This is a genomic window from Saccharopolyspora sp. NPDC002578 (assembly GCF_053592695.1).
On sequence record NZ_JBSFWJ010000043.1, the window covers coordinates 19,270 to 34,432 of the forward strand.

Below are 15,163 nucleotides of genomic sequence, written 5' to 3' on the forward strand. Positions count from 1 at the left end.
GGGGCGGGCCACAGCCGATCCCCTCGGGGCGCTGTGCCCAGGAACGGTACCGGCGACCGCACCCGGCTCGGCGTTCACCGCCGGTCTTGCTCGCGGCCGATGCGCTCGCCCAGGTCGTCGACGACCAGGTTCTCCCGGCGGATGCTGTCGGTCCGGTACGCCGCGCGCCCCACCAGCTGCGCCAGCACCGGCGCGGTGAGCATCTGGAACAACGCCACCAGCCCCAGCGCCAGCGAGTAGTGGAAGTCCAGCTGCAGGGCCGTGCCGATGAGGATCAGGATCAGCCCGAGCGTCTGCGGTTTGGTCGCGGCCTGCAGCCGCGCGGTGACGTCCGGGAAGCTCAGCAACCCGATCGCCCCGAACAGGCAGGACAGCGCGCCCACGATCAGGCAGCAGGCGGAGACCACATCGAGCTGGTTCACCGGTACGGCTCCTTCTTCTCGACGAGGCGGGCCGCGCTGATCGAACCGATGAACGTCAGCAGCGCGAACGCCGCGAGCAGTGCGATGTTGGAACCGTCGCGCAACCAGCCCATGCTCACGCAGGTCCCGGCGACGATCAGCGTCAGCAGCACGTCCAGCGCCACGATGCGGTCCAGCGTCGACGCGCCCAGGATCAGCCTGATCAGCGTCAGCAACCCGGCGATGCACAGCAGCGCGAAGGTCACGACGAACACCACGTCCATCAGGATTCCTCCTTGATGCCCGCGTCCCGCGCGACGCGTCCGACGATCTCGAGCTCGCTCGCGGAACCGACGGCCCGGACGATGCGGCGTTCCAGGCCCAGCACTTCGCGCCGCACCGCGTCCTCGCCCCCGGCCCGCATCCCGAGCGCGTAGACGTAGCAGATGCGGTGCCCGCGGTCGATCTGCATGACGAACTTGCCGGGCGCCAAGGACACGGCGTTGGCGACCATCGCGGTCAGGTGGTCGGAGTCGGTCAGCAGCGTCACCTGCACGATGCCCGCGGTGGTGCGCGGCCCGTGCCGGACCGCCTGCCACGACACGCGCACCGTGGAGATGACCAGGTCCGCAGCGAGGTAGCAGATCAGCCGCAGCAGCGGCAGCGGACGCGCCACCATGTGGGTGGTGACCGAGGGCAGCGGGAACATGGTCGTCACGAGCAGGGCCACCACCACGCCGAACACGAGCGTGCCCAGGTCCAGCGTGCCCCACAGCAGGATCCACACCGCGGTCAGCCACAGCACCAGCGGCAGGCGGCGCAGCGTGCGGCGGGCGAATCGGGTCATCGCGCACCTCCCAGCACCGCTTCGCGGTAGGTCTCGCCGTGCATCAGGTCGTCCGCGGCCCGCTCGCTGACCCCGGCCAGCGGCCCGGCGAACAGGGCGATCACGACGCTCGCGGTGACCAGCACCCCGGTGGCGGCGACCATCGGGCGGGTCGAGTTGCCGGTACCGACGACCAGCTCGTCGTCGGGGTCCGGGTCGGGTTCCGGCGCGCGGACCTGGCCCCAGAACGCCCGCGTCCACACCCGCGCCATCGCGTACAGGGTGAGCAGGCTGGTGAACACCACGCCGCCGGTCACCGCGTACGCCGGCCAGGTCCCGGCGCCCGCACCGGCCTGCAGCAGCGCCAGCTTCGCCACGAACCCGGAGAACGGGGGCACCCCGGCGAGGCTCAGCGCGGGCAGCGCGAACAGCACGGCGATCATCGGCGCGGCCTTCGCCAGCCCGCCCATCCGGCTCAGCGCCACCGTGCCGGTGTGCCGGGTGATCAGACCGCTGACCAGGAACAGCGTCGCCTGCACCGTGATGTGGTGCACCACGTAGAGGATCACGCCGGTGAGCCCGATGACGTCGTAGACGCCGAGCCCGAACAGCATGTACCCGATGTGGCTGACCAGCAGGAACGACAGCATCCGGTTGAGGTCGTTCTGCGCGAGCGCGCCCAGCGCCCCGACCAGCATGGTGATCAGCGCGATCACCAGCATCAACGTCCACGGCTGTTCGTGGCTGAACACCAGGGTCTGGGTCCGGATCAGCGCGTAGATGCCGACCTTCGTGAGCAGCCCGGCGAACACGGCGGTGACCGGCGCGGGCGCCGTCGGATAGCTGTCGGGCAGCCAGAAGTGCAGCGGCACCATGGCCGCCTTCACACCGAACACGATGACCATCAGCAGGCCCAGCGCCACCTGGAGGCCTTCGGGCAGCAGCGCGACCTTGTCGCCGAGGTCGGCCAGGTTCACCGTCGCGGTCGCCGCGTACACCAGCGCGATCATGGTGATGAACAGCAGCGACGAGGTGAGGCTGACGATCACGTAGGTCATGCCCGCGCGCACCCGGCTGGCCGTGGTGCGCCGCGTGATCAGCACGTACGAGGAGGACAGCATGATCTCGAACGCGACGAACAGGTTGAACAGGTCGCCCGCGAGGTAGGCCAGCGACACCCCGGCGCACAGCACCAGGTACATCGGGTGGAACGTCGTGCTGGCGCGCTCCCGGCCGTAGTCGGTGAGCCGCTGGCCGATCGAGTAGATCAGCACCGCGAAGGTCACCACCGCCGAGATCACGAGCAGCAGCGCGGAGAGCCGGTCGGCGATCAGCGTGATGCCCGCAGGCGCCGCCCAGCCGCCGACCTGCAGCACGACGGGGCCGGTGCGGTCGGTGGCGTAGAGCAGCACGCCGGCGTCGACGATGATCGCCGCGAGCACGACGAGCCCGATGATCCGCTGGAAGTCGGCGAACCGGCCGAGCGCGAGCGACATCCCCGCGGCCGCCAGCGGAAGCAGGACGGGCAGGGCCACGAGGACGGTCACTGAGTGGCCTCCCGTTCGAGTTCCTCTTCTTGGGCCTCGTCCTCGGACTCGGCGAGCCTGCGCTCCAGCCGCCGGATGCGGCGGTCCTCGACGTCGTCGCGGACTTCGTCGTGGCCGAGCAGCACCCACGAGCGGTAGGCGAGCGCGAGCAGGAACGTGGTGAGCGCGAAGGTGATGACGATCGCGGTCAGCGCCATGGCCTGGGGCAAGGGGTCGGTCATCTGCTCCGGTGCCGCGTCACCGAGGATCGGCGCCCGCCCCGGCGGTCCCCCGGCCAGCTGCAGCAGCAGGTTGGCGCCGTGCCCGACGATCACGGTTCCGATCAGGATGCGCATCAGCGAACGCTGCATGAGCAGGTAGAACCCGGCTGAGTAGAGCGCGGCGAGCACCACGGCCATCGTGAAGTTGACGGTGAGGTCGTCGGTCATGCCTGGCCCCTCTCCGCCGCCGCCGCGTCGGCTTCGACGCCGGATCCGAGGGTGCGCAGCAGGTCCAGCACCACTCCGATGATCAGCAGGTACACACCGATGTCGAGCACGATGCTGGTGACGAACTTGATCTGCCCGAGCAGCGGGACGCCGATCTTGTAGATGGCGCTCTCCAGCAGTTCGTTGCCGAACATCAGCGGGACGAACCCGGTGAGGGTGGCGATGGTGAGGCCGAGCCCGATCAGCACCGGTGGGCGCAGCGAGATGATCGCGCTGTCGTCCATCCGGCCGCCCGCGAGGTAGCGCAGCGCGAACGCCTGCCCGGCGACGAGGCCGCCGCTGAACCCGCCGCCCGCGCGGTCGTGCCCGGCGAACAGCAGGTAGATCGACAGCACCAGCACGGTGGGGAACACGATGCGGGCCGCGAGTTCGAGCAGCATGGCGCGTTCCCGGCCGTCCCGGGGGAAACCGGACAGCAGCCAGCGCTCCCGCGGCGCGTCCCACCCCGTCCACGGCCCGCGGTTGCGCTGGCCGTTCTGGGGAGCGGTGATCCTGGGGTCGGTGGTCATTCCTGCACCTCCTCGTGGCGGTGGCCGTTCCCGCTGAGCACCGCGCCGGGCTTCTCGGCGGACGCCACCGCGGCGGCACCTCGGGTGCTGCGGCGCCTGCGGTCGAACCGGGAGGCCAGCACCAGGCTGGCGACGCCGGTGGCGGCGACGGCGAGCACGGAGATCTCCCCGACGGTGTCGAACGCGCGGAAGTCGACCAGGATCGCGTTCACGACGTTCGTCGCGCCCGCGCCCTTCTCGGACTGCGCGATGAAGTCGGCGCTGACGTCCGGCGGCCGTTGCCGGGCGGCGCTGAACAGCACCGCCGCGAGCGCGATGACCACGCCGCCCGCGACCGACAGGGCCAACTTCGGCCAGCGCAGCGACCGCGCCGCGTCGCCCTTGGTGAAGCGCGTGGGCAGCCGCCGCAGCACGAACACGAACGCGACCATCGTGAGCGTCTCGACCAGGAACTGCGCCAGGGCGACGTCCGGTCCGCCGTCGACGATGAACAGCCCGCCGATGCCGTAGCCGATCACGCCGACGACCAGCACGGCGGTGAGCCGCCGCTTGGCCCGCACCGCCGCGATCGCCGCGATGATCACCAGAACGGCCAGCGGCACTTGCAGCAGGTTGTGGTAAAGCCGCATGTCATCGGGGATGTGCGCGTGGTAGAGCAGCACCGAGCCGGGAACCGCGAGCACGGTGAGCAGGATGATCGCCAGGTACGTCGGCAGCGAACCGACCTGCGTCCGCCCGGTGACGCCGACCGCCGTGCGCTCCAGCAGCGCCATCATCCGCTCGTAGCCGCGTTGCGCGTCGAGCAGCTTCGGCAGCCGGTTGCGCACCGCGGTGAGGCGGGCGCGCGCCGCGTGCGCCCACAACCCGGCGGCCACGGCGAGCACGGAGAACAGCAGCGGCAGCTCGAAGCCGTGCCACAGCTCCAGGTGGGGCGCGTCCGCACCGGCGCCGAACACCGCCGCGTAGGAACCGGCGAGCTCGTCGGTCAGCGGGTAGCCGACGCCGAGCACCACGCCCGCGAACGCGGGCACCGCGGCGGGCACCAGCAGCAGGGCGTTCGGCGGCTTCGCCGCGGTCGGGTGCACGCCCGGCTTGTCGCCGAACGCGCCCCACAGCAGCCGGGCGCTGTAGGCGACGGTGAACACCGAGCCGAGCACCAGGACGAAGTCGACGAGCAGCCCGCCCCCGCCGGTGCCGAGGAACGCGCCGAACGCGGCCTCCTTGCCGAGGAAGCCCAGCATCGGCGGCAGGCCCGCCATGGAGGCGGCGGCGAGCAGCGCGATGATCGCCAGCGCGGGCATCCGGCGGCCCAGGCCGGACAGCTCCCGCACGTCGCGGGTGCCCGCCTGGTGGTCGACGGCGCCGACCACCAGGAACAGGGTGGCCTTGAACATGCCGTGCGCCAGCAGCATCGCCGCCCCGGCCAGCGCCGCCGCGTAGGTGCCCTGCCCGACGAGCACCATCAGGAACCCGAGCTGGCTGACGGTGCCGTAGGCGAGCAGCTTCTTGAGGTCCGTCTCGTGCAGCGCGCGCCACCCGCCGACGACCATGGTGAACAGGCCGAACACCAACGTCGGCACCCACCACTGCGGCACCCCGACGAACACCGGGCCGAGCCGGGCGACGAGGAAGATGCCCGCTTTGACCATCGAGGCCGCGTGCAGGTAGGCGCTGATCGGGGTGGGCGCGACCATCGCCGTGGGCAGCCAGTTGTGGAACGGCATCTGCGCGGACTTGGTGAGCGCGCCGACGAGGATCAGCGTCGCCGCGACCGCGAGCTGCGCGCCGCCCGGCGGCTCGTCGATGATCTCCGAGATCCGGTAGGTCCCGGCGGCTTCACCCAGGACCACGAAGCCCAGCAGCATCGCCAGCCCGCCCATGGTGGTGATCATGAGCGCCTGCAGCGCCGAACGGCGCGACTCGCGGCTGATGCCCGCCTGCCCGACCAGCAGGAACGAGCAGATCGTGGTCAGTTCCCAGAACACGTACACGGTCAGCAGGTCGTCGGCGAGCACCAGCCCGAACATGGCGCCCGCGAACGCGAGCAGCAGCGGGGCGGAGCGCCGGGCGTCACCGCTGCCCGGCTGGAAGTAGCCGATCGAATAGACCAGCACCAGCACGCCGATGCCCGCGACGAGCAGCGTCATCAGCAGCGCGAGCGCGTCGAGCCGGAAGGTGAACTCCAGGCCGAGCAGCGGCGCCCACGGGATCTGCTCCACGACGGCGTCCCCGCTGAGCACCGAACCGGAGCGCGCCAGCACCCAGGTCAGGGCCGCGGCGGGGGGCACGGCGGCGATCGCGAATGCCGCGCGCGTGTTGCGCCGGGCTACCGCCGGCAAAGCCAGAGCCACCAGCAGATGGACGAGGACGAACGCGGACAAGGGCACCTCCTCGGCGAGCCGGTGATCAACGACCGTGGACCAGGCGACCCCGTGGAATTGTTCGTCACTCACGCTGCGCCCACCATCGCGCGACCCCACCGACGAGCCGATGGGGCCTCCAGGACACTCTCGACGGCCCGCCCGAAGGCGGATGCCGAGTGGTGCGTGACGGGGTCGCCGAACGGTTTGCTCCCGCTGGCGGTGGTCCCGGCCGCGCCCAACTTATCCGAATCGCCCCGTCCGGCCATAATCCCGAGCCGCGGCGCCCGCTCGCGGACGAAGCCCGTCCGGAGGGGTTTTTCGTTGCGACGAAATAATCTTGGACACCTGCGGTGGCCACGGGGCGGAACCGCCCGCGTGGGAAACTTCACTACCGGTAACACCGCTACCCTGCTCACCGGGCCCTTTCGATCACGCTGAGTGATACGTGCTGTTGGTCGACGAAGGGCCGGGTTTCGACCGAGCACGACGGCGCTGGATGGAGAATGAGCGCGTGCCCACCACTGAGGAAGAGACCTCCGCAGGCGCGGATCGGCTGATCGCCGACCGGTACCGGCTGGAACAGCGCATCGGCGGCGGCGCCATGGGCATCGTGTGGGCCGGCACCGATGAACTGCTGCGCAGGCCGGTCGCCGTGAAAGAGGTCCTGCTGCCCAAGGGCATGCCCGAGGGCGAGGCCGCCGAACTCCGCGAACGCGCCCTGCGGGAAGCGCGGGCCATCGCGCTGGTCACCCATCCGAACGTGGTGACGCTCTACGACGTGGCCCGGCACGAGGGCGAACCGTTCGTCGTGATGGAGCTGGTGCCCTCGCAGAGCCTCGCGGCGGTGCTCAGCGAACACGGGGCGCTCGGCGACCCGCAGCTCGCGCTGGTCGCCGACGGCGTCGCCGCCGCGCTCGACGCCGCGCACCGGGCCGGGATCGTGCACCGGGACGTGAAACCCGGCAACGTGCTCATCGGCGACGACGGCCGGATCAAGCTCAGCGACTTCGGCATCTCGCGCAACGTCTCCGAGCACACCATCACCAGCACCGGGATCATGCTGGGCACTCCCGCGTTCATCGCGCCCGAGATCGCGTCCGGGGAGGCCGTCACCGACGCCGCCGACCTGTGGGGCCTCGGCGCGACCCTGTTCGCCGCGTCCGAGGGCGCGGCGCCCTACGGCACCGACGACGATCCGCTGGCGACGATCACCTCCGTGGTGCGCGGCCCGGTGCCCGCCGCCCACCGGGTCGGCCCGATCGCGGAGATCATCGCGAGCCTGATGATCAAGGACCCGGCGCAGCGGATGTCGGCGCAGGAGGTGCGCAGGCAGGTGCAGGGCCTGCTGCCGCCGTCCGGTTCCCGCCCGTTCGAGATGCTGCTCGACCCGGACGCCCCGACGGTGCGGGTGCGCAAACCCGCGAGCACCGCGCGCAGCAGCACCGAAGCGCAGGCCGAGCAGGAGCCGGCGCAGCTGGCCGCCGACCCGGGGCCGTTGCCGTTCATGCTGACCGATCCGCCGCCCGCGCCGCGCAAGCGCTTCCGCTGGGCAGCGGTGGCGCTGGTGCTGGCGGCCGTCGTGCTGTTCGCCGGGTCCGCCGCCGGCGGATTCGCGGCGACCCGCGTGCTCGCCGGACGCGACGTGCTGCCGCAGCTCGACCGCCCCGCGCCCGTCAACCCCACCACGCCCCGGCTGGCCCGCTACGTCGACGAGGCCGACCGCACCGAGGACGGCCGCGGCTCCTTCGAGGTCACCGCACCGGAGGGCTGGTCGTCGTTCCGCGGCAGCCGCAACCAGCCCACCGAGAGCATGATCGTGTACCTGGTGTCGCCGGACGGGGCCTCCGAGGTCGCCGTCGAACGGTTCCAGGACTACTACGGCGACGGCTACACCTCGCAGGACTACGTCGACGTGCTCGAGCAGCGCTCCGCAGGCCAGCACGGCCGGTTCTCCTTGGAAGTGGACGAAGCGTCCGGCGCCGTCGAGAGCACCAGCGGGGAAGCGGACCGTCACCTGCGCTACACCAGCAGCCAGGGCGGACTGATCGGCCCGGCGTCGACGGCCGAAGGACGCGTCACCACCTCGCAGGTGATGCCGCGCGGCGGTGACCTGTGGGTGCTGCGCGTGACCAGCCCCGGTGATCGGCCCGCCGACAACGACGAACTGTTCACCACCGCGCTCAACAGCTTCCGGCTCACCGGGGCCTGAGCGCGGCGAGCGGTGCGGGAAAGACGGCGATCCCGGGTTGCTCCGGCCACCCACCCGGCGGCCGGGAGATGACTACGCTGGTCGATCGTGACGTCTTCTTCGACCTCTGATCCGTTCGCCACCGCCAGCGCCGCCGCGGCCGCTCTCGCCGAGAGCACCGGAGCGGCCCACCACGACCTGGCCGTCGTGCTGGGCTCCGGCTGGCGACCCGCAGCCGAAGAGATCGGCAGCCCCGGCGCCGAAGTGACCATGTCCGACCTGCCCGGTTTCGAACCGCCGAGCGCGAGCGGGCACAGCGGGCGGATCTGGTCGGTGCCCGTCGCGGGCAAGCAGGTGCTGGTGTTCCTGGGCCGCACCCACCTCTACGAGGGCAAGAGCATGGACTCGGTCGTGCACGGCGTGCGCACCGCGGTCGCCGCCGGATGCCGGACGGTGGTGCTCACCAACGCCGCCGGCGGCCTGCGCGAAGGCATGTCCGTGGGGCAGCCGGTGCTGATCAGCGACCACGTGAACCTCACCGCCCGCTCCCCGCTGGTCGGCCCGCACTTCGTGGACCTCACCGACCTGTACTCGCCGCGGCTGCGCGGGATCGCCCGCGAGATCGACGAGTCGCTGGAAGAAGGCGTGTACGCCGGGCTGCCCGGACCGCACTTCGAGACCCCGGCGGAGATCCGCATGCTGCGCGGCAACGGAGTGGACCTGGTCGGTATGTCGACCGTCGCGGAGGCCATCGCCGCGCGAGCCGCGGGCGCGGAGGTGTTCGGGCTGTCGCTGGTGACGAACCTGGCCGCCGGGTTGTCCGGTCAGCCGTTGAACCACCAGGAAGTGCTCGACGCCGGGCAGGAAGCAGCGGGCCGGATGGGCAAACTCCTCCACGCGTTGGTCGAACGGTCTTGAGATTGCCCGCCCGGTTGGTTTGGGCGTGTGGTCGGGTGGCGGAACCTCAGTGCCTTCCTCGCTGCGGGATCTTTTTCCCGAGTGGCTCCGCCACGATGGAAAAAGCTGTCCTCGCGAGGAAGGCACTGAGAACCCGCGGGTGGTCGGCTCTTTGACGTGGGCTATGTGCTTCGCACATCCAGGCACGGCCTGCGGCCGCAAGGCAGGCGTGGCTTCGCCCGCCCAGAGCGCGGCTTCGCCGTAAAGCACGGCTTTGCCCCGGGGCTTTGCTTGGCGGGGTGGTGTTTTGGAATCGCACTTGGGCCGGGTGGCCGGTCCCTATTGGAGGATGTGACGTCGTGGTCACCGGTCAGCATCTTGATCAGGGGTTGGTGGACGCCGCTCGGAACTGGGTCGACGGCGACGTCGACCCGGTGGCTCGGGGCGAGCTCACCGAACTGCTCGACGCCGCCTCCGCCGGGGACTCGGCGGCGGCCGACGAACTCGCCCAGCGCATGTCCGGCCTGCCGACCTTCGGCACGGCCGGCCTGCGCGGCACCGTGCGGGCCGGGGCGAACGGCATGAACCGGGCGGTCGTCGTGCGCACCACCGCCGGAGTCGCGCGCTGGCTGCTCGACCAGGGCCACCGGGGCGGGATCGTCGTGGTGGGCCGGGACGCGCGGCACGGATCGCGGGAGTTCGCCGAAGACACCGCCGGAGTGTTCGCGGCGGCCGGGTTCGACGTCCGCGTGCTGCCCGAGCCGCTGCCCACCCCGGTGCTCGCGCACGCGGCCCGCGCGCTCGACGCCATCGCCGGAGTGCAGATCACCGCCTCGCACAACCCGCCGCAGGACAACGGCTACAAGCTGTACCTGACGGGCGGCACCCAGCTGATCGGCCCCGCCGACACCGAGATCGAACAGCACATCGCGCGCAGTCCCGCCGCGTCCGCCGTCCCCCGGGAACGGACGTGGTCGGTGCACGAGCGGGCGCTCGCGGACTACCTGGCCCCGGTGGCGGCGCTGCCGCGCGGTACCGCGCGCACGCTGCGGGTGGCCGCGACCGCGCTGCACGGGGTCGGGGCGGGCCCCCTGCAACGTGCGCTGGAGGCGGCGGGCTTCACCGACGTGCACTGGGTGGCCGAGCAGTCCGCGCCGGACCCGGACTTCCCCACCGTCGGCTTCCCGAACCCGGAGGAGCCGGGAGCCACCGACCTGCTGCTGGCGCTGGCCGCGGAGACCTCGGCGGACCTCGCGATCGCACTGGACCCGGACGCGGACCGCTGCGCGCTCGGCATCCGGGACCGGGACGGCTGGCGGATGCTGCGCGGCGACGAGACCGGCGTGCTGCTGGGCGAGCACGTCCTGTCGACGCTGGACCGCTCGGCCGCCCCGGATCCGCTGGTCGCGACCACGATCGTCTCGGCGACCATGCTGCGCTCGATCGCGGACCGCCACGGCGTGCGCTTCGACGAAACGCTCACCGGCTTCAAGTGGCTGGTCCGCTCCGGCGACGGCAGCGGAACGGGGCTGGTCTACGCCTACGAGGAAGCGCTGGGGCACTGCGTCGACCCGGAGCGGGTCCGGGACAAGGACGGCATCTCGGCGGCGGTCCTTGCCTGCGACCTGGCGGCGACGCTCAAGGCGCGTGGACGCGGCCTGCCGGACCTGCTCGACGAGCTCTCCACCGAGCACGGCGTGCACCGCACCGGGCAGGTGTCGGTGCGCGTCACCGACCTCGACGTGATCGCGGAGACGATGCGGCGGCTGCGCGCCGACCCGCCGACCGCGCTGATCGGGACCGAGGTGTCGGTCCAGGACCTGCTGCCGGACACTGACGCGCTGCTGATCACCGGCGCCGGTGGGCTGCGCCTGGTGGTGCGCCCTTCGGGCACCGAACCGAAGCTCAAGTGCTACTTCCAGGTCGTGGAAGCCGCCGAACCCGACCTGGCGACCGCCGAGCAGCGCGCGGACGAACGGCTGGCGCTGCTGCACGCCGCGGTCTCGGTCCTCGTCCGCCCGGACGCCTGAGCCGGGACGCACGCCCCCGTCCCCCTTGCCGCCTCGAGAACAGCGGAGTCGCCCGATGCCCAGGTTGCTGATCGTCCACCACACCCCGTCACCGGGGATGCAAGCCATGTTCGAGCAGGTCGTCGCCGGGGCGACGACCGACGAGATCGAAGGCGTCGAGGTGGTCCGCAAGGCCGCGCTGGCGGCGACCGCCTCCGACGTCCTGGACGCGGACGGTTACCTGCTGGGAACCCCGGCGAACCTCGGCTACATCAGCGGAGCCCTGAAGCACTTCTTCGACACCGTCTACTACCCGTGCCTGGACTCGACCGCGGGTCGCCCGTTCGCGTGCTACGTGCACGGGAACGAAGGCACCGAAGGTGCTGTGCGCGCCATCACGACGATCACCACGGGACTGTCCTGGCGGCAGGTCGCCGAGCCGCTGTGCTTGTCCGGCCAGCCCGACTCGGCGGGCCTGTCCGCGTGCTGGGAACTGGGCGCGACGGTCGCCGCGGGGCTCGCGCCCTGACGTTCGGACGCCGCATTTCCGATCTTGCGCCCGGCCATCGGGACTCCCGTGCGATCTCCGCTCGAACGAGGGCGCGCGCGTGGATTTTCCCACAGCAAAGCCGAAACCGCCCCTGTTGATCTTGATCGAAGATCACCCGGTAAGGTGATCAAGGCCGTCGGGACGCGCACCCGCGCGGCGAACGGGACGCCCTGGATGACGGCCCGCCTTCCCTCAACTGTCGTGTCGAGTTCAGGGCGTCCCCCTCGAAGCGAACCCCGGGCCCGAGCAAGCCGGCGCCGCCGCGCCCGCTGCTCCCGCGAAACCTGCCCTGACGCGGGACAACCGCTCACCATACCGACATTCGACCAGGTCACCGGCTACGCGTTACCCTTTCACGGTGAGTGAGGAAACGATCGAACTCGAACTCGACGACTCCGGCGTCTCCGTTGATCTTCCGAAGCCCGCCCACCCGCGGGACCAGGTCCACGGAGTGCCTTACCGGCCGGTCGAGTTCCGCGACGACGATCTGCCGACCGCATTGGAACGGTCCGCCCGCTGGCTGCGCGAAGCACAGTCCTGGTTGGGCGAGCCCGTAGATGTCATCGCAGTCCACCTGGACTACGACGACCGCAAAGGTGCGCCGTACTACGAATTGAAGTTGCTCTGCAACGAAGAAGACCTGGCCGGCGCACCACTCGCCCTCCGCAAGCATGAAACGGATCACGTCGAAGACTGATCGCTGACGTCATCCGCCCACCGTGTGGCCCGTTCCTCCGGGAGCGGGCCACACTCCGGGGTCAGCTCCCGCTGCGGCGCCCCTTCCAGGACACGGTTCCCCGCAGCACGCGGACCGCGCCGTCGAGCAGCACACCGCCGAACAGCGCTCCGGTGAACGGGGCCAGCGGCGCCAGCTTCGGCTCGGCCCGCATGTAGCGCGCGGTGTGCGCGTGCGCGACGCCCTGCGCCGTCCAGCCGAGCGCGCCGAGCGCCGCCAGCAGCGGCCGGCGGCGGCGACCCCCGACGGCGACCGCGGCGGGCGCCGCCAGCGACAGCGCGATCTGCCCCAGCCCGCCGCCCAGCAGCACCGGCACCGACTGCCGGGTGCCCGCCACGAAGCTCTTCCGGAACGACGCCCAGCCCTGCGAGAACGGGTCCATGCCGGTGGTCGTCACGTGATCGAGCCCGTCCACCATGCGGGTCACGCCACCGTGGTCGCGCACCGACGTGGCGATCGCGATGTCCTCGTTGCGCAGCGCGGCCAGCGAACTCCAGCCGCCGATCTTCTCGTAGTGCGAACGGCGCAGCAGGATGCAGTGCCCGATCGCGAACGCCTTGCTGCCGCGACCGTCCGGGGCGGCGTTCTCCCCGATCATCTGCAGTCCCGGCGGCATCAGCAGCGGCCAGGCCGCCGAGCGGTCGGCCGGGGGCCCGCCGGGCGTGGAGACGAGGTCGGCGTCGACCGCGTCGGCCGTGGCCAGCAGCCGCGACAGCAGGTCGGGGGCGAGCACCGTGTCCGCGTCGACGAACAACAGCCACTCCCCCGCTCCCGGCGGCCCGGCGGCTTCGACGCCGACGTGCATCGCGTGCACCTTGCCCGCCCAGCCGGGCGGCGGACCGTCGACCCGCACGACCCGCACCCGATCGTCGACCGCCGCGTGGGCGCGGGCGATGTCGCCGGTGCCGTCGGTGGAGCCGTCGTCGACCAGCACCACGCGCAGCGCGGACGGGTCGCCGTCTCCGTAGGTCTGGGAGCGGATGCCGCGCAGGCAGTCGTCGAGGACGGCGGCCTCGTTGCGCGCGGGGACGACGACGGTGACCGCGGCCGGGATGACGCTGCGGGGCGGAGCCTCGTGCAGCGGTACGAGCGATCGGACCTGGCGCACCGTGCGGAGGCTGCGATAGCTCGCCCCCGCGACCGCGCCACCGAGTAGAGCGGTCACGACGGCGGTTCTACGTGGAGCCACCACCCCAGCCTGCCACGAAACGGGCGAAACACCTGAGATCGCCCACGCGAACACCTCGGGAACTTCACGAGTCCGGCCGCGGTCGACGTTCCCGCGCCGACGGCGGGGTTCAGCCCTTGGGCTTGGCGGAACGTTCCAGGAAGTCCGCGACCTCGGCGATCTCCCGCCGGTCCCGGCCGACTTCGCGGACCAGGGTGAGCGCTTCGTCCTCGTCGGCCTCGATCCACCAGCCGTTGACGTCGCACATGGCGACCGCGGCGATCCAGCCGAGGCGCCAGTTGCCCTCCAGCAGCGGCCGGGTGCGCACCAGGGAGTCCAGCAGGGCGGCCGCTTTCAGCCACAACGTCTCGTAGGCGGGCACTCCGAGCACCTCGGCGCGCGGCCGGTACGCGGCCGAATCGAGCAGGCCGCTGTCCCGCACGACCAGGTCACCTCGCGTGACGGCGGTCGCGAGCAGCAGCAGATCGGAAGCGTCGAGGTATACGAGCACCGATCAATAATCGATCATGCGGGTCCGAGTTTGTCCAGCAATCCCCGGTAATGCGGCAGCACCCGCTGCATCACCTCGCCGAGCTGCTGGTCCTTGCACTGCCGGGCCCACCGTTCGGCGAGCGCGGAGCGCACGATCTCCTGCTTCGAGCGACCTTCGGCGGCGGCGAGCTCCGCCAGCCGATCGCTCTCCTCGTCGGTCAGCCGCAGTGTCATCGCCATGGCCCGGATGGTATCTCGCTGATACCACCCGGACCAAGGTGTCGTTCTGCCTCTTTTCCCAGCGTGGGAGTGGTGCTACACGGCGCCGTACTCGCGGTCCCCGGCGTCGCCGAGACCCGGCACGATGAAGCCGGACTCGTTGAGGCGCTCGTCGACGCTGGCCGTCACGACCCGCAGCGGCAGCCCGGATTCCTCCAGGTGCTGGATGCCTTCCGGCGCGGCGAGGGTGCAGATCGCGGTCACGTCGGTGGCACCGCGCTCGACGAGCAGGTGGATCGTGTGCAGCATCGAGCCGCCGGTGGCCAGCATCGGGTCCAGCACCAGCACCGGCAGCCCGGAGAGGTCCTTCGGCAGCGACTCCAGGTACGGCGTCGGCAGCAGCGTCTCCTCGTCGCGGGCGAGCCCGACGAAGCCCATCTGCGCCTCCGGGATCAGCCGGTGCGCCTGGTCGGCCATGCCGAGCCCGGCGCGCAGCACGGGCACCAGCAGCGGCGGGTTCGCCAGCCGGTAACCGGTGGTGCGGGCGACCGGCGTGTGGATCGGCGCTTCGGCGACTTCGGCGTCGCGGGTCGCCTCGTAGATCAGCATGAGGGTGAGTTCTTGCAGCGCTGCCCGGAAGGCGGCGTTCTCCGTGCGCGCGTCGCGCATGGTCGACAGCCTCGACTTCGCCAGCGGGTGGTCCACGACCCGAACGTCCATGGCCGAGCACACTAACCGGCACGGGTCTCGCCCCGAGCAACGGCGACCGC

General features: G+C 71.5%; 16 protein-coding genes. 5 read left to right on the plus strand and 11 right to left on the minus strand.

Translation table 11 applies throughout. The annotated features are described in order from the left end of the window. Nucleotides 1-74 precede the first annotated feature (74 nt). From mnhG to mbhE, 7 genes are read right to left on the minus strand one after another with little or no spacing between them, the layout of a single operon-like run. Nucleotides 75-422, minus strand: coding sequence for a monovalent cation/H(+) antiporter subunit G (gene mnhG, locus ACWD38_RS20020; protein ID WP_184482491.1), 348 nt, complete (start codon nt 420-422; stop codon nt 75-77). Then, nucleotides 419-685 carry a monovalent cation/H+ antiporter complex subunit F gene (locus ACWD38_RS20025; RefSeq protein ID WP_184482494.1) on the minus strand — a complete coding sequence of 89 codons (267 nt, stop codon included), beginning with the start codon at nt 683-685 and terminating at the stop codon, nt 419-421. The genes mnhG and ACWD38_RS20025 overlap by 4 nt, the downstream gene beginning before the upstream one ends. Beyond that, a complete protein-coding gene (locus tag ACWD38_RS20030; protein WP_184482497.1) occupies nt 685-1,248 on the minus strand; it encodes a Na+/H+ antiporter subunit E in 564 nt (187 codons plus the stop codon). The genes ACWD38_RS20025 and ACWD38_RS20030 overlap by 1 nt, the downstream gene beginning before the upstream one ends. Continuing rightward, nucleotides 1,245-2,774 carry a Na+/H+ antiporter subunit D gene (locus tag ACWD38_RS20035; protein WP_450124664.1) on the minus strand — a complete coding sequence of 510 codons (1,530 nt, stop codon included), beginning with the start codon at nt 2,772-2,774 and terminating at the stop codon, nt 1,245-1,247. The genes ACWD38_RS20030 and ACWD38_RS20035 overlap by 4 nt, the downstream gene beginning before the upstream one ends. Beyond that, complete coding sequence (locus ACWD38_RS20040; protein WP_184482502.1) at nt 2,771-3,202, minus strand: Na(+)/H(+) antiporter subunit C; 432 nt, start codon at nt 3,200-3,202, stop codon at nt 2,771-2,773. The genes ACWD38_RS20035 and ACWD38_RS20040 overlap by 4 nt, the downstream gene beginning before the upstream one ends. Further along, nucleotides 3,199-3,771 carry an MnhB domain-containing protein gene (locus ACWD38_RS20045; protein WP_184482505.1) on the minus strand — a complete coding sequence of 191 codons (573 nt, stop codon included), beginning with the start codon at nt 3,769-3,771 and terminating at the stop codon, nt 3,199-3,201. The genes ACWD38_RS20040 and ACWD38_RS20045 overlap by 4 nt, the downstream gene beginning before the upstream one ends. Continuing rightward, complete coding sequence (mbhE, locus tag ACWD38_RS20050; protein WP_184485747.1) at nt 3,768-6,152, minus strand: hydrogen gas-evolving membrane-bound hydrogenase subunit E; 2,385 nt, start codon at nt 6,150-6,152, stop codon at nt 3,768-3,770. The genes ACWD38_RS20045 and mbhE overlap by 4 nt, the downstream gene beginning before the upstream one ends. 493 nt (nt 6,153-6,645) lie before the next feature. On the opposite strand from mbhE, the gene ACWD38_RS20055 reads away from it, so the two are divergent. The 5 genes from ACWD38_RS20055 to ACWD38_RS20075 all read left to right on the plus strand — a co-directional run bounded on the left by ACWD38_RS20055 (nt 6,646) and on the right by ACWD38_RS20075 (nt 12,475). Then, nucleotides 6,646-8,343 (plus strand): serine/threonine-protein kinase, encoded by a 1,698-nt coding sequence (locus ACWD38_RS20055; RefSeq protein WP_343071585.1) that lies wholly within the window; start codon nt 6,646-6,648, stop codon nt 8,341-8,343. A gap of 87 nt (nt 8,344-8,430) precedes the next feature. Continuing rightward, nucleotides 8,431-9,240: a purine-nucleoside phosphorylase gene (locus ACWD38_RS20060; RefSeq protein WP_184482512.1), complete on the plus strand. Its 810-nt coding sequence runs from the start codon at nt 8,431-8,433 to the stop codon at nt 9,238-9,240. A 338-nt stretch (nt 9,241-9,578) separates the two neighbouring features. Beyond that, nucleotides 9,579-11,249, plus strand: coding sequence for a phospho-sugar mutase (locus ACWD38_RS20065; protein ID WP_450124665.1), 1,671 nt, complete (start codon nt 9,579-9,581; stop codon nt 11,247-11,249). A gap of 55 nt (nt 11,250-11,304) precedes the next feature. Further along, nucleotides 11,305-11,757 carry a flavodoxin family protein gene (locus ACWD38_RS20070; protein ID WP_184482518.1) on the plus strand — a complete coding sequence of 151 codons (453 nt, stop codon included), beginning with the start codon at nt 11,305-11,307 and terminating at the stop codon, nt 11,755-11,757. A gap of 379 nt (nt 11,758-12,136) precedes the next feature. Further along, nucleotides 12,137-12,475, plus strand: coding sequence for a hypothetical protein (locus ACWD38_RS20075; RefSeq protein ID WP_184482521.1), 339 nt, complete (start codon nt 12,137-12,139; stop codon nt 12,473-12,475). Between the two features lie 61 nt (nt 12,476-12,536). Here the strand turns inward: ACWD38_RS20075 and ACWD38_RS20080 are convergent, their stop codons facing one another. The 4 genes from ACWD38_RS20080 to upp all read right to left on the minus strand — a co-directional run bounded on the left by ACWD38_RS20080 (nt 12,537) and on the right by upp (nt 15,113). Continuing rightward, entirely contained in the window at nt 12,537-13,679 is a 1,143-nt protein-coding gene (locus ACWD38_RS20080) for a glycosyltransferase (protein ID WP_450124666.1), read from the minus strand. Between the two features lie 133 nt (nt 13,680-13,812). Then, the gene (locus ACWD38_RS20085) at nt 13,813-14,193 is read right to left on the minus strand and encodes a Fic family protein (RefSeq protein ID WP_184482527.1); all 381 of its coding nucleotides are present in this window, start codon (nt 14,191-14,193) and stop codon (nt 13,813-13,815) included. A gap of 14 nt (nt 14,194-14,207) precedes the next feature. Continuing rightward, nucleotides 14,208-14,414, minus strand: coding sequence for a ribbon-helix-helix domain-containing protein (locus ACWD38_RS20090; protein ID WP_184482531.1), 207 nt, complete (start codon nt 14,412-14,414; stop codon nt 14,208-14,210). A 75-nt stretch (nt 14,415-14,489) separates the two neighbouring features. Continuing rightward, complete coding sequence (gene upp, locus ACWD38_RS20095; RefSeq protein WP_184482534.1) at nt 14,490-15,113, minus strand: uracil phosphoribosyltransferase; 624 nt, start codon at nt 15,111-15,113, stop codon at nt 14,490-14,492. Between the last annotated feature and the right edge of the window lie 50 nt (nt 15,114-15,163).